This is a genomic window from Clostridium sp. (genome assembly GCF_018372875.1).
Classification (GTDB): Bacteria; Bacillota; Clostridia; order Clostridiales; family Clostridiaceae; genus Clostridium.
Genome location: NZ_JAHAIF010000003.1, coordinates 1 through 20,683 on the forward strand (window position 1 = coordinate 1; position 20,683 = coordinate 20,683).

Annotated in this window: 25 protein-coding genes; 23 read left to right on the top strand and 2 right to left on the bottom strand. The window is 27.9% G+C overall.

The window, feature by feature from the left end:
• Positions 1 to 503 precede the first annotated feature (503 nt).
• The gene (gene spo0A, locus KIB46_RS01715) at positions 504 to 1,316 is read left to right on the top strand and encodes a sporulation transcription factor Spo0A (RefSeq protein WP_156561236.1); all 813 of its coding nucleotides are present in this window, start codon (positions 504 to 506) and stop codon (positions 1,314 to 1,316) included.
• Between the two features lie 148 nt (positions 1,317 to 1,464).
• Positions 1,465 to 2,469 carry a tyrosine-type recombinase/integrase gene (locus tag KIB46_RS01720; RefSeq protein ID WP_291670345.1) on the top strand — a complete coding sequence of 335 codons (1,005 nt, stop codon included), beginning with the start codon at positions 1,465 to 1,467 and terminating at the stop codon, positions 2,467 to 2,469.
• A 277-nt stretch (positions 2,470 to 2,746) separates the two neighbouring features.
• Here KIB46_RS01720 and KIB46_RS01725 read toward each other — a convergent pair whose 3' ends face one another.
• A complete protein-coding gene (locus tag KIB46_RS01725) occupies positions 2,747 to 2,932 on the bottom strand; it encodes a hypothetical protein (RefSeq protein ID WP_291670347.1) in 186 nt (61 codons plus the stop codon).
• A 157-nt stretch (positions 2,933 to 3,089) separates the two neighbouring features.
• On the opposite strand from KIB46_RS01725, the gene KIB46_RS01730 reads away from it, so the two are divergent.
• The 10 genes from KIB46_RS01730 to KIB46_RS01775 all read left to right on the top strand — a co-directional run bounded on the left by KIB46_RS01730 (position 3,090) and on the right by KIB46_RS01775 (position 9,618).
• Complete coding sequence (locus KIB46_RS01730; RefSeq protein WP_291670349.1) at positions 3,090 to 3,866, top strand: helix-turn-helix domain-containing protein; 777 nt, start codon at positions 3,090 to 3,092, stop codon at positions 3,864 to 3,866.
• A gap of 283 nt (positions 3,867 to 4,149) precedes the next feature.
• On the top strand, positions 4,150 to 4,332 hold the full coding sequence (locus tag KIB46_RS01735) for a hypothetical protein (protein WP_291670351.1): 183 nt from the start codon (positions 4,150 to 4,152) through the stop codon (positions 4,330 to 4,332).
• Between the two features lie 5 nt (positions 4,333 to 4,337).
• Positions 4,338 to 4,607: a hypothetical protein gene (locus tag KIB46_RS01740; protein WP_291670353.1), complete on the top strand. Its 270-nt coding sequence runs from the start codon at positions 4,338 to 4,340 to the stop codon at positions 4,605 to 4,607.
• A 120-nt stretch (positions 4,608 to 4,727) separates the two neighbouring features.
• Positions 4,728 to 5,429 carry a hypothetical protein gene (locus KIB46_RS01745; protein ID WP_291670355.1) on the top strand — a complete coding sequence of 234 codons (702 nt, stop codon included), beginning with the start codon at positions 4,728 to 4,730 and terminating at the stop codon, positions 5,427 to 5,429.
• 10 nt (positions 5,430 to 5,439) lie between these two features.
• Positions 5,440 to 5,769, top strand: a complete 330-nt coding sequence (locus KIB46_RS01750) for a hypothetical protein (RefSeq protein ID WP_291670357.1) — start codon at positions 5,440 to 5,442, stop codon at positions 5,767 to 5,769.
• A 202-nt stretch (positions 5,770 to 5,971) separates the two neighbouring features.
• Entirely contained in the window at positions 5,972 to 6,601 is a 630-nt protein-coding gene (locus KIB46_RS01755) for an EcsC family protein (protein WP_291670359.1), read from the top strand.
• Between the two features lie 58 nt (positions 6,602 to 6,659).
• Positions 6,660 to 7,658, top strand: a complete 999-nt coding sequence (locus KIB46_RS01760; protein WP_291670361.1) for an RES family NAD+ phosphorylase — start codon at positions 6,660 to 6,662, stop codon at positions 7,656 to 7,658.
• 240 nt (positions 7,659 to 7,898) lie between these two features.
• On the top strand, positions 7,899 to 8,804 hold the full coding sequence (locus KIB46_RS01765; RefSeq protein WP_291670363.1) for an NUMOD3 domain-containing DNA-binding protein: 906 nt from the start codon (positions 7,899 to 7,901) through the stop codon (positions 8,802 to 8,804).
• Between the two features lie 157 nt (positions 8,805 to 8,961).
• On the top strand, positions 8,962 to 9,339 hold the full coding sequence (locus tag KIB46_RS01770) for a hypothetical protein (protein WP_291670364.1): 378 nt from the start codon (positions 8,962 to 8,964) through the stop codon (positions 9,337 to 9,339).
• A gap of 93 nt (positions 9,340 to 9,432) precedes the next feature.
• Positions 9,433 to 9,618: a hypothetical protein gene (locus tag KIB46_RS01775; protein WP_291670366.1), complete on the top strand. Its 186-nt coding sequence runs from the start codon at positions 9,433 to 9,435 to the stop codon at positions 9,616 to 9,618.
• Between the two features lie 55 nt (positions 9,619 to 9,673).
• Here KIB46_RS01775 and KIB46_RS01780 read toward each other — a convergent pair whose 3' ends face one another.
• Positions 9,674 to 9,874: a hypothetical protein gene (locus tag KIB46_RS01780; RefSeq protein ID WP_291670368.1), complete on the bottom strand. Its 201-nt coding sequence runs from the start codon at positions 9,872 to 9,874 to the stop codon at positions 9,674 to 9,676.
• Between the two features lie 389 nt (positions 9,875 to 10,263).
• Here KIB46_RS01780 and KIB46_RS01785 point away from each other — a divergent pair, with 389 nt between their 5' ends.
• From KIB46_RS01785 to KIB46_RS01835, 11 genes are all read left to right on the top strand, one after another.
• Complete coding sequence (locus KIB46_RS01785; RefSeq protein WP_291670369.1) at positions 10,264 to 10,407, top strand: type II toxin-antitoxin system RelB/DinJ family antitoxin; 144 nt, start codon at positions 10,264 to 10,266, stop codon at positions 10,405 to 10,407.
• A 46-nt stretch (positions 10,408 to 10,453) separates the two neighbouring features.
• Positions 10,454 to 13,525, top strand: coding sequence for a hypothetical protein (locus KIB46_RS01790; protein WP_291670371.1), 3,072 nt, complete (start codon positions 10,454 to 10,456; stop codon positions 13,523 to 13,525).
• 131 nt (positions 13,526 to 13,656) lie between these two features.
• Entirely contained in the window at positions 13,657 to 13,800 is a 144-nt protein-coding gene (locus tag KIB46_RS01795) for a DUF6290 family protein (protein WP_291670372.1), read from the top strand.
• A 27-nt stretch (positions 13,801 to 13,827) separates the two neighbouring features.
• On the top strand, positions 13,828 to 14,769 hold the full coding sequence (locus tag KIB46_RS01800; protein ID WP_291670374.1) for a hypothetical protein: 942 nt from the start codon (positions 13,828 to 13,830) through the stop codon (positions 14,767 to 14,769).
• 693 nt (positions 14,770 to 15,462) lie between these two features.
• Entirely contained in the window at positions 15,463 to 17,001 is a 1,539-nt protein-coding gene (locus KIB46_RS01805; RefSeq protein ID WP_291670376.1) for a hypothetical protein, read from the top strand.
• Positions 17,002 to 17,211: 210 nt separating this feature from the next.
• The gene (locus KIB46_RS01810) at positions 17,212 to 17,457 is read left to right on the top strand and encodes a hypothetical protein (RefSeq protein ID WP_291670378.1); all 246 of its coding nucleotides are present in this window, start codon (positions 17,212 to 17,214) and stop codon (positions 17,455 to 17,457) included.
• Positions 17,457 to 17,678: a hypothetical protein gene (locus KIB46_RS01815; RefSeq protein WP_291670380.1), complete on the top strand. Its 222-nt coding sequence runs from the start codon at positions 17,457 to 17,459 to the stop codon at positions 17,676 to 17,678. Before KIB46_RS01810 ends, KIB46_RS01815 begins: the two co-directional genes overlap by 1 nt.
• Positions 17,679 to 17,871: 193 nt before the next feature.
• On the top strand, positions 17,872 to 18,774 hold the full coding sequence (locus tag KIB46_RS01820) for a phage regulatory protein/antirepressor Ant (RefSeq protein WP_291670382.1): 903 nt from the start codon (positions 17,872 to 17,874) through the stop codon (positions 18,772 to 18,774).
• A gap of 323 nt (positions 18,775 to 19,097) precedes the next feature.
• Positions 19,098 to 19,484: an HNH endonuclease gene (locus KIB46_RS01825; RefSeq protein WP_291670384.1), complete on the top strand. Its 387-nt coding sequence runs from the start codon at positions 19,098 to 19,100 to the stop codon at positions 19,482 to 19,484.
• A 193-nt stretch (positions 19,485 to 19,677) separates the two neighbouring features.
• Complete coding sequence (locus KIB46_RS01830; RefSeq protein WP_291670386.1) at positions 19,678 to 20,178, top strand: HNH endonuclease; 501 nt, start codon at positions 19,678 to 19,680, stop codon at positions 20,176 to 20,178.
• 23 nt (positions 20,179 to 20,201) lie between these two features.
• Entirely contained in the window at positions 20,202 to 20,678 is a 477-nt protein-coding gene (locus KIB46_RS01835; RefSeq protein ID WP_291670388.1) for a phage terminase small subunit P27 family, read from the top strand.
• The last annotated feature ends 5 nt before the right edge of the window (positions 20,679 to 20,683 follow it).

The following is a 20,683-nucleotide window of genomic DNA, read 5'->3' on the forward strand; positions in this document are numbered from 1 at the left end:
AATATTTTATCATAAATCCTAAACTCGTAGAGTTTGGGATTTATTTTTTTTACAAAAAAAGAGCTACGCACTAATTATTTAGTGCGACAGCCCCTTTTTGACGAAATCCTATTAATAGAGTGTAAATAGGAAGTAAAGAATAGAAATAATTACCAATAAATGTAAAAATATTTATTTATTTTAGATAAAAGTATTTACGAAGATGCAAATATGGTGTATAATTTACAAATAGTGGAAGATATAATTATAATATTTAAAAACAAAGAAGAATATTATATACTAAAGTAATATTAATAAACCGTGTATACTAAGATTAAAAAAATTTATAATTTAGGTAATACATCCTATAGTTAAAAAGGAATTTTTTAAGGAATGTCGAATTTATATTATAATAATGCAATTATGAAGTCTTAGTGAAAACTTTCTTTTTAAAAAAGAATTAATAAATAAATGGCGAATTAATAATTACATTGGTAAAAAACTGGATAAAAGGGGAGAAAAGCATGGAAGATTCAAAAATATCAGTATTAATCGCTGACGATAACAAAGAATTCTGCAGCATACTTAATGATTATTTATTAAACCAAAAGGATATAGTGGTAACAGGTATAGCGAAAGATGGTAGGGAAGCATTGGAGTTAATTCAACAAAAGAAACCTGATTTAGTAGTTTTAGATATTATAATGCCACATCTTGATGGATTAGGAGTTTTAGAAAAATTAAATGGAATGGATTTAGATAAAATGCCAAGAGTAATTGTATTATCTGCAGTTGGACAAGATAAGATTACTCAACAAGCAATAACTTTAGGTGCTGATTATTATGTAGTAAAACCATTTGATATGGATATATTTACAAAGAGAATAAGAGAGATGTTTAATACACAAGATGTTGAAACTAAGAGAAGATCTGTTTCAACTCAAGTTGTTGAAAGAGAAGCTGCTGCAACTAGCAGAGGACCTATTGATCTTGAAACTGAAATTACAAGCATAATTCATGAAATAGGTGTACCAGCACACATTAAAGGATATATGTATTTAAGAGAAGCAATCACTATGGTTGTTAACGATATGGAATTATTATCAGCTGTTACTAAGGAATTATACCCATCAATAGCTAAGAAGTATAACACAACTGCTTCAAGAGTTGAAAGAGCTATAAGACATGCTATCGAAGTAGCTTGGGGTAGAGGACAAGTTGATGCTATAAATAAGTTATTTGGTTACACTGTTCATAATGAAAAGGGAAAACCTACTAATTCAGAATTTATAGCAATTATAGCTGATAAATTAAGATTAAAGAATAAAGTATCTTAATTGCAGTAATAGAGCCAAATTTGAAAAATCCTAAGCCAACCAACATCAATAATGGAGGTATGAAAATGGAGTTTTCAAACCAATAAATATACAACATATATCACTTCTAATTCATAGGTTGGCAATTTATGATTAGGAGTGATTTTTTGTGCCAAAAATTATTAAAACAAAAACTATTAATAGTATAATTGTAGAATATTTAGAGTATTGCAGTTATAAAAATTTAAGATTAAAAACTATAAAATCTTATCATCAAACTTTGATGCTTTTTGCAAAATACCTTGAAGAAGAACTAGAAATAACAGATATAAAAAAGGTCAATAAAAAAGTAGTAGAGGATTATCTAGCCTTTACCAAAGATAGAGGAAAGTATAGTTTTGCATCTAGCGAAGCTGGAATAGAAAAAGCAAATATAGATAAAAGACATGATGTAGGTAAAGAAATATCAGATGTTACTATTAATAGCTATCTAAGAAATATTAAAGCTTTCTTTACATATGCAGAAGAAAACAATTTAGTTAAAAAGACTAATATTCATTCAATAAAATCATTGAAGATAAATAGAAGACCAAAAGAACAATTGACAGATGAAGAATATAAAAAGTTAATTAAAGTATTAGACTTATCAAAGTTTCATGAATTTAGAGATTTCACGATTATCAATTTAATTTTTGATACTGGAATGAGATTAGGGGAAACTTTACAACTAAAACTTGAAAATATAGATTTGTTTAGATGTACAATATTTCTTGATGGAGATATAACAAAGGGAAGAAAAGATAGAGTAGTTTTCTTTAGTTATGAAATGCAGAAACTATTACAAAGATGGATTAAGTTTAAAGATGTAATACAAGAAAGTGATTTATTATTTCCGACTCAAAGAACCAATAGAAAGATTGAACAAGGAAATTTTGAAAGAAATTTTAGAGGTTATCTATCTAGAGCAAAAATAGATAAAAATATAACTCCACATGGATTGAGAAATAACTTTAGTAGAAGATTTTTGCTTAATGGAGGTTCTATTTTCGTTTTATCTAAGATATTAGGTCATAGTAGTGTTTCGGTTACGGAAAAGGCATATTTGGATTTACAAGATGAGGATTTAAGAAAAAAATATATGAACTATTCTCCACTAGAAACTATGAAAAGATAGATATAATAGTTAAGGTAACTTAATGACAACCTAAAAGATAATTGATACAAAGATAAGTTAAAACCAGTTATATCAATAGATATAGCTGGTTTTTATATTAAAGTGCATTGAAAATACTTAGAAGTTCCACTTTTGGGAAATTTGAAAGTCCTATTTTTAGGACTAGATATAATTATTTCATATAATTACTTTTTTTCTTTATTTATATTATTAGCTAATAGAGAAACTAAAGTTTCTATTTGCTAAGTATAAAAAATAGAGTAAGTTATTTTAAAACCTACTCTTTAGTATTCATATATTTTTCTTTAATCAGTAATGCAATTTCATTAGATACAGTTCTCATATTTTCATTAGCTACTTTTTGAATAGCTTCCACAACTTCATTCTCTAATGTTATTACAACTCTTTTTTTACCTTCAGGTATTCGTGCAGTATTACCTTTTTTCTTAGTATTTTCACTCATATATAAACCTCCTAAGGTATTGATTTTATTAACTTTAATGAAATTTATTATAACATTGATTTATGAAAAATGCAATAAGATTGCAAATTGATGTTGCATCAGAAGTAAATCTGTGTTATACTTAGTTCATAAAATAAATCGAAAGGAGGTAAACACAATGGTAAAAGATATTTTTAAATCGCTTAATTCAATTCATAGAGATTCTAACTTAACACTTGAAGAAAAATATTTACTTACAATTCTAATCAAATACCACAATGTAACTTATGGTTATAGTTATCCTACATATGAAGTTCTACTATCAGAGTGTTCTACCTCTAGGAGAAGTAAAATTTCTAAAATGATTAAAGGATTAAAAGAAAAAGGATATATCGAAGTGGTTAAGGTTAAAGGTAATAAGAGCCATTACTACATCAAAAAACATTTATTCTTTATTGAAAAAATTGATTCTGATAAAAAAGAAAATTCAACTGATGAAGATAATTTAGAAATTCCAGTTGAAGAAAAATTTAAAACTAAAGACAATGCTATAAAGCCAATTATAGTAAGTGATTGTAAAGAATCAGGAGTGCAAATTACTATAGATGATGTTGAAGAAGTCAAAGTAAAACAACATCCTAATAATTCAAAGATAGCTAAAGCTTTTGAAAAATCAAAGACTTTTAAATTGTCGAAATGGTTATTAGATAGAGTAGCTTATATAGATGAAACAATAGTTGATATTGTTTTAGAAGAGAAGCCAAAAACTGCTAAGTTATTTTTAATCAAATGTATAGAAAAAACATTATTAGCTGGATTGGAATTAGCACCAATAATAAAGAATACTTTAAATTTTTACTCAAAGAATGATATAGATTACGCTAGTGCAATGGCTACTCAATATAGTAGTAAATTTTATATGATTTATGCAGAGAAGCAATTAGGATTAATTTAAAATAAAAAAAGAAAGAGCATATCAATAAATATACCCAATCCCTAAGCAAGATAAGTATATCAAAAGATAAGCTCCAAGTAAATAAGGAGTTGAAAAGATGAGCATATATATTTTAACCGAATATATTGAGGAATGTAAAATAAAAGGAATAGAACCAACATGGCAAGGACTTCACAAGTGGAAAAAGGAAATGTGGAGAGATTAAGATTTTAAAATAATTCAAATGTATAAAAATATGATTGATAAGTAATTAAAATCTAAAAATATAACAAGGTGATATTATATGATTAGTGAGAAGAATGAATTAGTAAGTATTCAAAATGAATTGGAACAACTTACAAGGCTAGTATCTGAAAATATTAGAAAATTATTAGATGAAAGAGAGAAAGAAGAAATTTTAAATATATTTGAAAACATATTGGACTTAGAGCAACAAATCTTAGTATTAAGAACAAAAAAGGAGTAGTAATCATGAATTTAGAAGAATTTTTAGGGAAGAGATTAACAAAGGAACAAATGGAAGGATTAAATGCCAACAGTAAAATTGAGAGAATAGAAAAAGACAAAGAAGATAATAAGCTGACAATAACATTACCAAATGAGCTTGTTGGCATGATTAATAGTGATGATAGAGGAAAGAAGATATTAAAAAACAATATTGTTAAATTGGTTAGAGAGTTAAAGAAAGGGTTAGAGTTTCAAAAGGATATAGCAAGTATAGATACAATAAGCTACATATAGCAGTTTAGAAGTTGGATTTATTCCAGCTTCTTTTTTATAAATAAAAGATTAGTTTTATAAAATGAAATGTTTGTGGTAAAATATAGTATATATAGTTATAAAGGGGAAATGGGGGATTGTATGGTACAAGAACAAGAATTAATAAAACTAATAGAAGATGAAGGGTTGAATCTTTTTGAGGTGAGACAAAACCCAAAAATAAATGATGATTCTATAGTTATGAAAGAAGTAAATGATTTGATAAAGTTTTGTAAAATAAACGGTATCAAAAATTTATTTTTTAATTACGTCTTTCTTGATAAAGAAGAATTTATAATTAGTGATGAAGCTCAAGAAGAAATAGAAAAAGATGTTTATAAGTTAATCAAGAATGAAATAAAAGAGCACAACAAGAGAGTTGAAACTATAGATTTTACAAGACCAGTAATACTAAATATATCTACCTTTTTTGAAAAAAATTTAGTTTGTGTCTTAGAGAATGATTATTGGCACGAAGAAATTAACCTTTTAGATGCAGAAGATACAATAGAGTATTTACAAGAAAATTATGAGGATATCTTGGAGCAAAAGGAAATTGAACGTCAAGAAAAGTTGGAGTTATTGAAAAGTGAATTGAAAGAATATATACTAAAAGATAAAACATTTTCAATATGTTCAAACAAAAGCTTAAGGAGAAATTACGCTGAAACTCTAATAAAAAATAGAAATATGAAAAAATACGTAGAACCATTTGTAAATGAATATAGTGGACAAGTTGCAATCACATCTTTAGTGATGTTTGTTGAAGTTGTTTGGGCAGAGTTTAGGAATAGAAGAAAATGAGGTGCTTATAATGAAATGTGCAAATAGTAAATGTGAAAAAATAAGCTATTGTGAAAAGGTACATAATATGAATGGTATTAAGTTTGGAGAAGATGAAACTATAATAATCCCTAATCAATTCTATTTTGAATTAAATTTTAGTAATAGACTTGCAAAAAGAGGAATAAAATCAGATGGATTTGAATTTGGTTGTATAAAGTTAGAAGAGGGAGAAAATGAAAGTGGATTACTTTATGTCGATAATGAATTAATAACTAGTTTTCAATTGGGGGAGTTGATAGATAACTGTAATAACGCTCTTAGAGAAATGGTAGCCAGTGGTGAAGTTAAAATAAGATAAAAGATTTGGGGAGTGATGCTTACAGTATAAATCTTCTTTCTGTATAGGAATATAAAAATTGTTTTAAGAGAAGCTCCGTTAGTGGAGCTTTTTTTATGTAATAAAAGATGAAAATTATTGAGTTATAGAAAATCATGGGAAAGTATGTTGATGTAATAGTATAAGATTAAGAGATAAATAGGGCGTTATGGAGGAATAGGATATGGAAGTTAAATTACCATCAAAAGAAGATATGCAAAAGGGATTAGAATTAGTAATGGATTATGTGATATCTACAGACCATATTGCTATAGAATCATATGTTGATAAATTACGTGAGCAAAATAAGGGGATTAGTTGTGATGAATTAGCAAAAAAAATATTACATAGAAAATCTATTAAAAATGGACTTGTTGGAGCAATTACAGGTGTAGGTGGATTAATAACGTTACCAGTATCGGTTCCAGTAGATTTAGTTTCTTCGTGGAGAATTCAAGCTTCAATGGCTTTTTCTATTGCTTATGTCTATGGACATACAAAGGATACAACAGATTTGAAAACTGATTTATATATTATTCTAGCAGGGGATTCAGCTAAAGAGGCACTGAAAAGGATTGGTATTGAAGTATCAAAAAGTGTTACTAAAAAAGCCATTCAAAAGTATATCACTAGAGATGTCATGATAAAAATATGGAAAGTTGTTGGTCAGAAAATTATAACTAAAGCTGGGGAGAAATCATTAACAAGTTTTATGAAAATGGTGCCATTAGTAGGTGCTCCAGTTGGTTTTGCCTTTGATTGGTTTGCAACGCAAACTGTAGGTAGGTTTGCGTTGTCATACTATAAAGGATAATTAAAATTACAGTAAAATAATATAGTTTTATTTATGAAGGATATTGAGGGGAATAGCTATGCCAAAGTATGAAGGATTTTTTGAATTAAGTGAATCACAATTAATTGATGCATTTTGTGAGATTTTTTATCATGAATTAGAGTCTTGGTTTTCAGCAGATATTGCTTGTTGTGAGGATTGTTATAATAATTTTATTAATAAGTGGCCTGCTACATATTCAAGAAACGAAGATTTTCAGAAGGTATGTATAGATATAAAATCTTTCTATGAAGGGTCAATGCTTAAAGATTTTTTTTATGAAGAAGAATATTTACGTTTAATTAAGAATATAGAGTGTCCACGTTGCAAAAATCCAATATGGAATTCTTTTTGGCCATATAACTTTTCTTTTGATTTGCCGGATGGATTTGAAATGGAATTAGAAGAAATAGATAAATTAGCAAGTGAAACGCCATTTTTACTTTTATCTCATCCATTAGCACGAGATGTTTATAGTGAGATAAAGAAGATTTCTGAAAAAGTAGAGTCTGTTCATATTAAAGAGAAGTATTATCGGGGTAGAGTATTAGAACGAGAGAAAGAGTATCACGAAAATGATTTAAAGTGTGCTCCTAAGCATTTGGTTAAAGAAGGTAGATATAATCATGCTGGTAATCCAGTTATATATTTAGCAGATAGTCCACTTACTAGTTTTTATGAAATGAGAAAACCAAGTCAAGGGATAGCTCTTGCAGAAGTAAATATTACTAGTCCACTAAAAGTTTTGGATTTAATTGAGTTAGAGGATGATTGGGGTAGTGTATTGAATATTATTTCGTGGTCATCACTACTTAGTTCGCCAAAAGAAGGGGAGGGATGGTATAAACCACAATATACTTTTACTAGGTTTGTTGCAGATTGTGCTAAACAATTAGGATTTGATGCAATTAAATATCCAAGTATTAGACATGGAAAGCATCATAACATAGTAATTTTAAATGGTATGAATAATTCTAACAAGATAAAAATAGCTAGCATTACTGAGTTCAACAATAATGATAATAAAATTGATTTATAGGTTAGAATATTATTAAAATAAAATATCAATTAGATTCAAAAGAAGTTTCAGTTAATGGAGCTTCTTTTTTTATTAAAATTCAATTTTCATTTTAGTGTAATAAAAATCATTTATAATGGTAAAATATAATTATAAGAAATAGAGTTTTCTCTAGCCTTATAAAAAAAATCTATATTAGGTATTTACTTAATCAATACTTATTGATTCGCTATAGATTTTTTTGACTAAGGAGTGTATCAAATGAATAGAAAATATTATGTGTATGAATGGTTTAATGTATTAACTGGAGAAGTATTTTATGTTGGAAAAGGTATTAGGAATAGGTATTGCCAATTAAGTGGTAGAAATCAATACTTTATGGACTATTTGAATACACATGAATGCAAAAGTAGAATAGTATATGAAAATCTAACTGAGCAAGAAGCATATGAAAAAGAGAAAGAACTAATTAAATACTATAGAGAAAATAGTAGTTTTAGATTGACTAATGTGACTGATGGAGGAGATGGCAATCCTTTTAAATCAGGAGAATTAAATCCTAAGTATGGAAAAGGCGAAGAAATAAGAGGTGAAAAGAATCCCTTTTATGGACAAAAACATACTAAAAGGGTAAAGGAAATACTAAGTCAAAAAGCAAGATTAAGAGTTGGAGAATTAAATCCGTTTTTTGGGAAAGAGCACAATGAAAAAACTAAAAAACTGATTTCAGATAAAGCCAAAATTAGATTAAGTATCAAACAAAATAATGGTATGTATGGAAGAAGTCATTCGGAGGAAGTTAAAAGAAAATTGAGTGAATACAACAAAGGAAAGACTATACCATTAGAGGTAAGAAAGAAAATTAGTAACACAATAAAAGAGAAATATAAACATACTCAACACTTCAATTTAGGAAGAAAGCATAGTGATGAAACTAGGATATTATATAGCTTGACACGAAAAGGAGAAGATAATCCTAATTGGGGAAATGGTGATAAAATAAAGGGAGAAAAGAATCCCATGTATGGTAAAAAACACTCAGAAGAAACTAGAAAAAAGATGAGTGAAAGGGCAAAAAATAAAAGATTTAATTGTATGTGCAAGAAGTGTAAAAGAAACTTTAAGGGAAGAGCTTGGAATAGTTCAACTTGTGATAATTGCAAATAAAATATTAATATGATAAAAAACTAGATGGTAATATAACCTTCTAGTTTTTTATTCTATAAAAGATGAATTTTAGTTATTGTTAGAATTAAATTGTAAAATATGTTAGTATTACATTATTAACCAAGAGATAAATTAGAATTTGAAAGGTAAAGTTAAAATGTCAAATAAAGCTTTTGATTTTGAAAAAGAAGTGAATAAGTGCTATAAAAATGCTATTGTAGATACAAAAAAATTATCTGAAATAGCTAAAACTAAAAGAAAATATACGTTTTGTGCAATTTATGCTTTATATGAAAATAACCAATTAAAGAAAATTGGAAAAGCTATTTATGGTGGAATACATCATAGAATGGTACAATATTATAATGGAAAAAGTGGCTCTAAATTTATAACAGTTTTAAATAGAGATGATATTGTTGTGAAATATTTTACCTTGAAAGATAAAAGTGAATTATGGTACGCAGAAAGAAGACTTCAAGTAATAGCACATGATAGTGGAGAAAAAATGGAGTGGGAAAATACATCAAGGAACTGATAACTTTCAGTTTTACGATTAGATGAAATTGAATTTTTATATTAGGATAATAAAAAAGGAAAATGTAAATTTATTAGTTAGGGGGGAAAGTTAATGTCAGGTTGGAGTCATTATAAAAGGGTAAAATGTGAAGGATGTGGAGAAGAGTATGATATTTATGTTATGAAGATTCCTATGCGAGATAGGGATTCAGAGAAATGTGAAAAGTGTGGAAATACTTTGATATCGTGGAATGAAGCCAAAATGTATGATGTTAGACCAGTAAAAAAGATAAAATAAAAAATCAAATAGTAAAAAAGAGTTACTTAGTTTTATAGTAACTCTTTTTTTAGAATTAAAGTTTAGTTATGTGAATTCCTTTGTTAGCACATAATAGTTCAAATTCAGTGGTATGACTATAGTCGACATTTATAAATAGTCCACCCTTATCATTTGATGTAGCACTAGGTTTAAAAATTAAACCCTTTTTTGCTAATTCTGTTGTAAATTTAGGCATTATATCATAATCTGAATCGCTAATTTTGTATGTTTGCATAGTTACCTCCCAAATAGATTTTGTATCTTTATGATAATATATCGTAAGTTTACTATAAGTAGGATAAAATGTAAAATTGTTTTTGCTTTAAGTATTGGAAAAATTTAAAATTAATAATAAAATTATATTTTTATTTAAGTTGATGAATTTATTTCATCAACTTTTTTACGTTTTGAATGACTATTAACGGATTAATATCATGAAAATATTTTTAACTCCCCGAATTATTGGTGTTTTTTCACAATATATAGTGAAGGGGTAAATATAACTACGGTCAAAAGCCTAAAAAATTTACAATATAAAGTGAGAAGGTATTTTCACAAATATTTTTTTACCCACTATGTATATACAAGTATAAACAATAAAAAAGAAAAAGGAGAAGATTTATTATGAACAAAAATTCAGTAATTACTCTAAGAATTGATGATGCTATAAAGCAAAAATTCAAAGAGCAATGTGAAGCTAATGGACAAAACATGAGCAAAGTCATTGAGCTAATGATTAAAAAAGCTATTCAAGAAAATAGTAAGTAAATTATAAAAATCAAAAGAAAAATTAAGAAAGAAAGAGGTATTTATTATGAAAAAGAAATTAAGATTTGAAATTATGGAGTATTCACTTGCAAGAAATGAGGGTACACAAACAATAATGGTAGATGAATGTCCTTTCTATCATGTATTATCAGCAACAAAGAAAGTAAAATTAATTGATGAAATGCAATTTGGATTTATTGTAAAAGTTACTGATTTATCAATGGAAAGAAAGTACAATATCTTTATCAATGGAGTTGAATATCAATTCTATAAAGCTACACCAGCTCAAATGAAAAAGAATGAAGGATATTACATTATGAAGAGTTTTGCAGATGAAATAAAAAAAGTAGAAGAGATAATGTCAGTTGGTTTAATGAATCCAGCAAATAATTTATTACTACAAAAACCAATATCAATAAATAAAGACATCATTGCTAGATGGGCACTGTGGTTTACTGGAACATATAGAACTGATATAAACTACCTTGAAGATTTGATAGTTGTAAAAGATATTGATTATTCAGTTTTCAAAAATATAAAGATATTTGAAAATAGTAAACTAGTAGATAAAGATAACTTCAAAATAGATGTTACTGCTTTTGATGGTGCTGGAATAGCTGGAAATGGATTCTTTGAGAAGATTAGAAAAAGCTTAGGATTATCTTATGCACCAGCATGGATAACTTTTAGAGGAAGTCTTGCTAGTAAGGGATTATTAACAAATGTAAATATACTTCAGTATCTAGAAGATTATCATCCTGAAGCTAAAGATAAAAATGGTAACTTTGTTATACTAGATAAATGGGGAACGACTAGGATAGTTACTCATAATAGTATAATCATTAATGAATCTTGTATGAAGTGGCACAAATGGGTAAAGTCTTTAGAAGAATATAAAGAGTTAAGAAAACAATATGGCTATTCAGAAGTTTGTGATGTTGTTTATGTAGCAAAGTTTGCTAAAGAAAAATCTAAAGAAATAGCAACTACAAGCTACCAAATGATTAATATGACTTCAATTACTGCTGATGAATATGCAGAACTAGCTGAACCAACTAGAAACTTCTTAGAAAAGGTTGCTAGATTTGAGAAAGAAGCAGTTTTAGAGTTTTTAAAGGTAATAATAGATACAGATAAGCAACCACAATCAGATATTGAAGATGATGATATAGAAGTAGAAGAGTTAGCTGACTTAAGGGGTATCAACAAAGCAGATAAAATACAAAAGTTATTAACTGCAAACTTTGACCATTTTATAAATGTAGCACCAGTTAAAAAATCTCTAGTAGATATGTTGAAAAAGAAAAGAGATTTCATTGCTTCAGGGAAGGTATTTATAAAAGATTCCTCTTTTAAAATAGTAGCACCTGACCAATTACTATTCTTAGATTATTGTGTAGCTCAAACAAAAGCCAAGAATCAATTAAAAAGTTTAAATGAAGTTAAAGGTGGACTAGCTCCAAGTCAATTCTACTGTAAAGGTGAAGTTGGTAAAAGAGCATTAATACGTTATCCATTAGCACATCCACAAGAACTATCAAATGAAACATTAGTTGAAACTCCTATGTATGATAAATATTGTAATTTAAACAATGAGGTATTAGTTTATAATCAAAGAGGTATAGAATCTCTTAGAAAGAGCGGACAAGATTTCGATGGCGACCTAAATTTGGTAACTAGTAATGAGATTATAATGAATGGAATTATTCCACCAAAAGATAACAGATTATTTATTAATACTGATGATGGTAAACAAGGAGAATATTTCTTATTGAATGATGAAAACTTAACATATTGCAATTTAAAAGTTTCAGGAGATTTAATAGGAAACTTAGCAATGACTTCAAGTACAATAGGGGATATATGTCAAACACTAGAATTTTCAGTTTATAACAAAGCTTTAAGTAGAGCTGAAATAATAAAAGAAAAGTTTGGTGTAGATAGTTATTATGCTCTTACTGAAAAGCAAAAAGCTGAACTTAATAGTTATTTAAATACTGTAGCTAGATTAGATTATGCTCCAGTAGAAGTTCAAAAAAAACATATAATTGATAAGTTTTATAGATATGAAGCTAAGTTATGCGAGGGAGTAAGGCTACAGATGGCATCAATAGATTCTCCTAAACTAATGCTTGAAATACCTAAAGAAGAAATGAAAGCATTTACTGATGGATTTGAGAATAGACCTATGTTCTTTAGAGAGCTTCCTGATAAAGATAGTTATACTTATGCAAATACTAGAAATGAATTATCAACTATCAGCAGATATATGATAAGAGAAGCTAATAATCTTAAAGGTTTCTTTGAAAAAAAAATAGGAAAAGCTTACTCAGAAGATAGTCCAACTACAATGGCTAATATATTTGCTAATGCTAAGTTCAAAGTAGACTCTCAAAAGGTTATGTTCTTAAGTAATGAGATAGTCAAGAGCTATGACCAATTCATTAGAGATTTTAATGAATTGAGAAGAAAAGAAGAAGTTGAAATTGATGATGAAGGTAATAAAGAGTGGGTATCAGTTTATGATGATAATGATAAAAAGCAGATGATGGATGAGATAAATCTGAAGCAAAGAAAATTTGTAGATTCAGTTTATAGATTTCATACAGTAGAAGAAGTATGTGTAGCACTTAATTACTTTTTATCATTAGCAGAAAGAAAAAGCTCAAGCAAATACTCAAGATTTATAATTGACTATCACTGGAATGCTTTAAATCATATGTTAAAAGCTAATGATACAATAGAAGTTCTAGTTGAGGATGAAAATGGAGTTGTTAACCTATTTAAACCTCATAAAGTAGTTAAAAGAAAAGTAGATGCAGAAATATTTTTCAATAATGAAATATCAGAGCAAGAGCTACAAAGACTAAATAGAGAAATCAAAGAAAAGGATACTCAAATTAGATTTAGATTTTATGAAGGGGTCAACTATATTCCTGATGTAGTTACAATTAAGCAAACTGCTACTGGAGTATTTGCAATGGATAATGATTTTGCTTTAGGAACTCTATTTGAAGAATATATAAGACCTGAATATCTAGGAAGAACAATAGTTGTTGGTGATAAGATAATAGGGAAAAGAAGTGGAACTATAAAAATTAAAGGAATAGAAGTTTAAAAAATATTTAAGCTGGTGCTAAAAAAGTACCAGCTTTTTTTACGTTTTGAATCATTAAAAACGGATAATATCTCAACAAGGTAATTAACCAATATTTTTTTAATAATAAAGTACACACAAAGGAGAAGAGTATGAAGCTAGAAAGAATTGATTTAAGAGTATCAAAAGAAGAAAAAGATTTTTATAAGAGAGAAGCAGATAAAAGAGGGATAAAACTTTCAGAGCTAATTAGACAAGCTTTAGAGAATGAAATCAATAAAGAAAACAATAAGTAGAAATAAAAACAAAGGAGAAATTATATTATGTTAAAGAATGGACAAGTGTTTAAAAATTACAAAGGATTATGTGAGTTTATTGGGTGGAAAGTTGCTACTGGAAACACTAAGATAGCTCAATTTAAAGAACTAGATACAATATGCAAATGGCATAAAGAAGGTAATAAGATTATTATTGATGAAGTTTATGAAAATCAATTAATAAAGAAAGATGGCAGAAGTGATAATAATGTTTATTCTAGCTTAGTTGAAGCATTAATAATACATTCAATTAACAATTCAGAAGACCATACTTTATATTTTTCATTAGGAAATATAAGTGAAACAGTTGGAATGGTTAATGAAAACTTTAAAGAGCTTAAAGTTAGTAGTGTAGAAATGTCAGTAGATTATTTATTAGCAAGAAGTTTCAAAAGAAGTACAAAAGCTGAAGCAAAAAGAATAATAGACCGTTGTTTAAAATCAATGAAAAGTAAAAGAATCATTGATTATGATTTTGGTAAAATAATAGTTGGTGAAGATAATACTTTAAGAAAACCTACAATAGAAGAGAAAAAAATAATATTAGATATTGAAGAAAGTGTTATGACTTCATTAGGTTGTTCAAATTTTCTTCAAATAGAAAATAGAAATTTAATTCCAGTATTTAATTCAAAGGTAGCAGAATTAATAAAAGATAAAGGAATAGAAAATTTTAAGAGTTCATTTAGTGGGTATGAAATAGTCAGTAGTGATAGGTTAATTAAGAAAGCTATAGATGAATTTGAGAAAAGTGAAAAGATGAAAAGTTTAAATGATTTATTTTTTAATAAAATGAAATTAACTTTTTTATCAAAGCATAATTCAGCAGTAAAGAAAATTGAAGATAATTTAGAGTTTGGAGAAGGAATATATTTAGGGGAAGCCGAACCTAATTTTTTATCTAATATAGATATGTTAATGGAAAGATATATAAAGATTGTCTTGTAAAAAGTTGTACATTTAGGTACTCATATATTATATAAATTGTTAATATTATATGAGTAGTCATATGTACAACTTTTTAGAATCACTATTACTAACCAGCGAAACTTTGGAGCTTTAAACTTGAACGAGCATAGCGAGAGAAAGTTTATAAGTGAAAAGTGAGCTGAGAGGTTGAAAACGCAGTTTTCAAGCTCCAATAATGAAAGATAGAGTTTAAAATAAAGTGGGTAGATATCTATAAATGGATATCTACCCACTATTTTTTTGTCCTTTTTACCATTCAAACAGAAGCAATAGGAAGATGTCGCGCTTCGCACTTTGGCTACAAGGGAGAACACCTTCAATTAATAGCTTCAATAGTCAAATATTTGAAGTAGTGCCGAGCCGAGCTCGGCAACCGTTGTGAGAGGTGAATATCTCTAATTTTAAAGCTTTTAATTTCATGATTAAATTTAGAGGGATTAAGATTAATCCCTCAATCTTTCTTTATATTTGTTTTCAGTCTTGTATTATAACAATTCTTGACAGAAATTCTTTATTTGCCATAAAAATAACTCCAATTATAAGGCTGAAAAGAGATATAAAATATCTATCTTGTGATGGTGCAAGGTTAATCATTGGAACGGAAACACCGAGCTGGTAGAGATACTGGCTCTTTTTCATTTTACAAAAGATAAAGGAAAGGTGACAGAAACAATGATGGATAAAAAGATAATAGAAGAGTTCTTTAATGAAATTTTTTATATACATATAGTTGGTGCTGATGATGTTTATGCAGATATAAACTGTACAATCAGAACTAACAATAAGAAAGTTAAGGGATTAGCTAAGTTAATCGGTAGAAAATTAGTAGGAAATGATTCTATAGTCCAATTTGAAGATGTGGTTCAGGTTGTGGCCTCTATCATTTTAGAAATGATGATTTACTTAAAAGAAAAGAATTTCATGACAGAAGAAGAGTTTATAAGATTATTTTTACATTGTAGTGAAAAGTGTGAAACAAAAACAGATATCGAAAGTGCAAGATTATACAAACTATTAGAAAAGAAATGTAAACAGTGGAAGTATAAAACTGATAAGGTAGAAGATAGAGCTATTTGTGCTAATGTAAATGGAATAAATATTGATATTAAAAACTTCAATGAATTTAATACGATAGAATTTAAAGGTAGAGAAGCTACAATTCTAGATGTAATTGAAGCAGTAGCATTTGATGAAAATGAGTTATTTATTGAAGAAAATTCTAAATTACAAATAGAAAAATGGATAGAAGATAACAAGGTTTCATTAACTGATAATGAAAAGAAGTATCTTAATAATCCATTGGATATATCTTGTGCTACTAGTAGACCAAGGTATCGAAAAAGAATTGAAGATAAATTAAGAAAGAAGGCTATTGAACAATTTGGTACGAGAAATAGTAAAATTATTGAATTGCTATTAGAGAAGCAATCTATCGAACAAATCTTAGATTCTGATGATGTTCAAGGAGCTATAGTAAATTCTATAGATTACATATCTAGTTTCAGTTCTTATTATGATTTACCTCAAGAAGTTAGAGGTGATATAGTTAAGGCTTTTAATTTTCCTACTCATAAGGCTCAGAATAAAAGTTTAATTTTAGTATGTGAGATATTACATGATAGATTAGAAAAGCTAACAGAAACTCTTGGTGATTATAAAATTGATACTCCTGAAAAGGAAGAAGTTATCAAGAAGAAAGCCACAAAATTTATTATGAAGGATATACCAAACATAAACTTAGATGAAAATGAAGAGTTTCCAAAGAGTGTGAATGGGTGTAAACCAGCAAATTATCAAAAATTTTGTAATTTACATAAGAAAGTATTTACCGAAGGATTAAAGCTTGATGTAAAATATTACAATTGGCTTTATTTTGCTAACTATTTAAAGAAAAGTGAAGTAGCTGACACTAGATACTATGTCTACTTAACTAAAGATGGAGAAGTATATTTTATACCTGATGAATTTAATAGAATACTACAAGATGCTAAACCTCAATTTGTGACTTGTTCGCAAAAGTATAAAGGTAACGTTAAATTTGAAGGAAAGAATTACTCAGGGGGTCTAACTGAAGATTATGATAAAGCATATCAAGATTTGATTAGAATTAAAAATGATTTACTTCAGGAAGTTATTATACCTAGATATGGGCATTTAGTTTCTAATGAATGTTTGTTATTTTTGAAATCTTTTAAATTTGAATTAAGATAGCATTAGCTATTTTTAATATATACTATAGTGCAACTAGTAAACGAAAGGAGAAATCCTCAGTTGCACCTAGTCTATTTTTTCTTTTGTTTAAAGTGTTAATTTCAGAACTCCTTTAAAATTAAATATTGTTTAGTTTGCTAATTGCAAAGTATCAGTTAGAGCATCTGATTTATCAAAAGCTCAATTTTAATTTTGTAAGGAGAATTATTTATGGAGAACAATAAAGAAATATTAGAAAGAGCAAAAAGACTTAGAAATATCAGAGGTTGTATTATAGCAGAAGTAGAAAAGGGTAGAAGAGTTGAAATTAATCCTGAGGTTATAACAGATTTCATTGATTACTTAAATAAGAATACACCTAAGAACTTAGGGGTAGCAGATATATCTAAATTTCTACTTAGTAATCAACTTTTAAATTTATTAGCTATAGATGGATATGAGGTAAAGTTAAAGTAATGGCTTATGAAACTAAAACTAATTACTGTTGTAAAAACCTAGAGAACTATAACAATAGAAGAAAAAGAAAAGTTGTTCAAATTTTAGATGGACAAGTGGTTAAGGTTTTCGAATCCTTGGCAAGTGTTGCTGATGATGGATTTGATTATTCTAATGTCGCTAAGTGTTGCAGAGAATTAAGAGCTACTGCTGGTGGATATCAGTGGAAATATATAGATTAAAGAGAGAATGTCGAGAGGATATGCTCTTTTTTTATATTCAAATACTACTATTTTAAGCTAAGATATGCTTTATCCTCAGCAATCTTAGATTAAATTTGATAGGGTTAGGCTTCCAGTTAATGCTGGAATCTTAGCTTAAGATAGTAGAACGAGAAAATACTATCAAATTTAATTATTTTAAATGGAGGACAATATGAACAATTTAATCAATGTAACAAATTATAATGTAGCAACTATTGATAGTAGAGAAGTTGCAGAAATGTTAGGCAAGGAACATTCCACTTTATTAAAAGACATTCAAGGGAGTGGAAAAAACTTAGGTTTAATACCAATTTTACTAAAGGGGAATTTCCACGTCAGTGATTACTTCATGGAAAGTAGTTACAAAGATGCAAGTGGAAAAACAAATAAATGTTACTTAGTTACTAAAATGGGTTGTGAAATGTTAGGTAATAAGCAACAAGGTGAAAAAGGTATATTATTTACTGCAAAATATGTAGAGAGATTCAATAAGATGGAACAAGCTCTAAGAAATCAAGTGCCACAATTATCAGAAAAGCAACAATGTATATTAGCTATATATGATGGGGGACAAGGTGCAATACAAGGAGCAAAGAGATTATCTGAAATAGAAATAGCTGAAGCAGTAGCACCATTAGAAGCTAAGTTAGAGGAACAAGCACCAAGAGTAGCATTTGCTAATAGGGTTAGTGCTTCAGAAGAATCAATAACTTTAGAAGAGTTTGCTAAAGTGATAAGTGATAACAAGTTTAAGATAAGTAAGATTAGATTAATGGAGTTATTGCTTAAGAGAGGTTACTTAAATAAAAGTAAAGGTAAATCAGAAAAATTACCATCTCAATATGCTATTGATAGAGATATGCTAGAACTTATAGAAATACCATATCAAGATGCTTATGGAAGAAATAGACTAAGCAAAAAGACAATGGTTACTTCAAAAGGTCAAGAGCATATATTTAAAAAGATTGATAGATGGATAAAAGAAGAAGAGTTAGAGCTTGAGGAAAGAAGAAAAGTTATAGAACTAGCTCAGCAAGATATGCACAATGAAATTTTAATTGTTAGAGGTATTTAAAGTATCAGTATTTATATATTGATGCTTTTTTTATATTACTGGTAATCACATAGAATGGATTATCACTTAAAGGATAAAAGTTATTTCCTTATCTATTATTCAAAGTTTTATAAGGCTAGATTCATTCTAGTCTTATATTGCTAAGTAGAAAAAGGAGAGAAAAGAAAACATGAAACAATATTTTAAAAATAATCCATTAACAGAAAAAGAAGTATTAATGATTAAGAGTATAGTAGCAATGCTTGTTTTAAATATGTACGTTTAATTTAAGATAGCTATTTAAATTGATGATGGGTATAGAAAACAAGGAGTAGTGATTTTTTATGCTTAGAGTTTGTAAGATATGCAACAAGATTCATCATCATGATTACAAATGTAGGAAGAAAGTTGCAAATACAAATACCACAGAATTACAGAGAAAAGAGAATAAGTTCTACACAAGTTATGAATGGATTAAACTTTCTAATCAGAAAAAGAAAGATGTTCTTTATCAATGTGAGGTGTGTAAATTATTTAGAGTAGTACCTAACTATTCAAATGAGGTGCATCACTTAACAGAGGTAAGAGAGGAGTGGAGCAAGAGGTTAGAGTGGGATAATCTATTGGCAGTGTGTAGTAGTTGTCATCATTCTTTGATTCATAAAAATAAATTAAAATCATTTGAAGAAATTAAAAAATTTATTGAAGAAAATAAAGAAAATTTAATTTGATATAGGGATATATCCCCCCTTAGGTTTGGTTGCAGTAGAAATAGTAGTAAAGCTAAAGGTAATGCCCCCAATAACTTAGACATTTTCAATTTATGAGATTTTTTATAGAACGTGCGATTATCAGGACAAGTTACCAATAATCGGTCAACGTTCTTTTTTATTGCTTAAGAATAGGAAAGGATGTTGATAACAAATGACAAATGAAATTTGGAGAGATGTAGTTGGATTTGAGGGCTTGTATAGAATTAGTAGTTTGGGAAGAGTTATGAATAAAAGAGATAAAATCTTAAAAACTTTTGCTCAAGGTGAGTATGATGGTGTTCATCTAATGAAAAGTGGAAAAAGATATAATAAAAAAATACATAGATTAGTAGCTGAAGCTTTTCTAGACAATCCTGAAGGCAAAAGAGAAGTAGACCATATTAATACTATTAAAAATGATAATAGAGTTGAGAATCTTAGATGGGTTACACCTAAGGAAAATATGAATAATTCATTAACTAGAAAGAATTTAAGTGTTGGAATAGGTAAAAAAGTTATTTGTTTAAATAATAATAAGATTTTTAAATCTATGACAGAAGCTAGTAAATATTACAACACTTCTATCACAAGTATCTCTCAATGTTGTAACAATAAAGCAAAATATGCTGGAGAGTTACATGGAGAAAGATTAAGATGGAGTTTTGCAAGTTAAAAACTAAAGATTGGAGGTAAAGTATGGCTAAAAAATCAAAACCAGTATCAGTTGCAACTCTTGGATTATCAAATGAAGAAATTGAAGCTAGACGAGAAGCTGAGAACAAGTTAAAAGGTTCTGATAACTTAGTATATCAAGCTCCAAGTGATTTAGTTCAAGCTGAGAAGGAAGTTTATTTATTTTTAGTAAATGAGCTTAGAGATACTGGAATATTAAATAATCTCGATATTGAAATGTTAAAGCTATGTGCTAATGCAGTAGTAAACATTAGGGAAGCGAGAAAGAATATCAGGAAGTATGGACAAGTTATTACTAGAGCTAATGGTGATTTGGTTAAGAACCCTTGTATCACAATTCTGAAAGACTTTGAAGGTATATTTGCTAGATGTTGTAGGGAACTAGCACTTAGTCCAAGTAGTAGAGCTAACTTAGCTAGATTAACTGCAGAATCACAAGCTAATAATGAAGATGAGCTACTTAAAATATTAAGTGAGTAGGTGAT

Coding starts and splice junctions, on each gene's coding strand:
- spo0A (WP_156561236.1), top strand. CDS start 504: ATGGAAGATTCAAAAATATCAGTATTAATCGCTGACGATAACAAAGAA.
- KIB46_RS01725 (WP_291670347.1), bottom strand. CDS start 2,932: ATGAGTGAAAATACTAAGAAAAAAGGTAATACTGCACGAATACCTGAA.
- KIB46_RS01730 (WP_291670349.1), top strand. CDS start 3,090: ATGGTAAAAGATATTTTTAAATCGCTTAATTCAATTCATAGAGATTCT.
- KIB46_RS01735 (WP_291670351.1), top strand. CDS start 4,150: ATGATTAGTGAGAAGAATGAATTAGTAAGTATTCAAAATGAATTGGAA.
- KIB46_RS01740 (WP_291670353.1), top strand. CDS start 4,338: ATGAATTTAGAAGAATTTTTAGGGAAGAGATTAACAAAGGAACAAATG.
- KIB46_RS01745 (WP_291670355.1), top strand. CDS start 4,728: ATGGTACAAGAACAAGAATTAATAAAACTAATAGAAGATGAAGGGTTG.
- KIB46_RS01750 (WP_291670357.1), top strand. CDS start 5,440: ATGAAATGTGCAAATAGTAAATGTGAAAAAATAAGCTATTGTGAAAAG.
- KIB46_RS01755 (WP_291670359.1), top strand. CDS start 5,972: ATGGAAGTTAAATTACCATCAAAAGAAGATATGCAAAAGGGATTAGAA.
- KIB46_RS01760 (WP_291670361.1), top strand. CDS start 6,660: ATGCCAAAGTATGAAGGATTTTTTGAATTAAGTGAATCACAATTAATT.
- KIB46_RS01765 (WP_291670363.1), top strand. CDS start 7,899: ATGAATAGAAAATATTATGTGTATGAATGGTTTAATGTATTAACTGGA.
- KIB46_RS01770 (WP_291670364.1), top strand. CDS start 8,962: ATGTCAAATAAAGCTTTTGATTTTGAAAAAGAAGTGAATAAGTGCTAT.
- KIB46_RS01775 (WP_291670366.1), top strand. CDS start 9,433: ATGTCAGGTTGGAGTCATTATAAAAGGGTAAAATGTGAAGGATGTGGA.
- KIB46_RS01780 (WP_291670368.1), bottom strand. CDS start 9,874: ATGCAAACATACAAAATTAGCGATTCAGATTATGATATAATGCCTAAA.
- KIB46_RS01785 (WP_291670369.1), top strand. CDS start 10,264: ATGAACAAAAATTCAGTAATTACTCTAAGAATTGATGATGCTATAAAG.
- KIB46_RS01790 (WP_291670371.1), top strand. CDS start 10,454: ATGAAAAAGAAATTAAGATTTGAAATTATGGAGTATTCACTTGCAAGA.
- KIB46_RS01795 (WP_291670372.1), top strand. CDS start 13,657: ATGAAGCTAGAAAGAATTGATTTAAGAGTATCAAAAGAAGAAAAAGAT.
- KIB46_RS01800 (WP_291670374.1), top strand. CDS start 13,828: ATGTTAAAGAATGGACAAGTGTTTAAAAATTACAAAGGATTATGTGAG.
- KIB46_RS01805 (WP_291670376.1), top strand. CDS start 15,463: ATGATGGATAAAAAGATAATAGAAGAGTTCTTTAATGAAATTTTTTAT.
- KIB46_RS01810 (WP_291670378.1), top strand. CDS start 17,212: ATGGAGAACAATAAAGAAATATTAGAAAGAGCAAAAAGACTTAGAAAT.
- KIB46_RS01815 (WP_291670380.1), top strand. CDS start 17,457: ATGGCTTATGAAACTAAAACTAATTACTGTTGTAAAAACCTAGAGAAC.
- KIB46_RS01820 (WP_291670382.1), top strand. CDS start 17,872: ATGAACAATTTAATCAATGTAACAAATTATAATGTAGCAACTATTGAT.
- KIB46_RS01825 (WP_291670384.1), top strand. CDS start 19,098: ATGCTTAGAGTTTGTAAGATATGCAACAAGATTCATCATCATGATTAC.
- KIB46_RS01830 (WP_291670386.1), top strand. CDS start 19,678: ATGACAAATGAAATTTGGAGAGATGTAGTTGGATTTGAGGGCTTGTAT.
- KIB46_RS01835 (WP_291670388.1), top strand. CDS start 20,202: ATGGCTAAAAAATCAAAACCAGTATCAGTTGCAACTCTTGGATTATCA.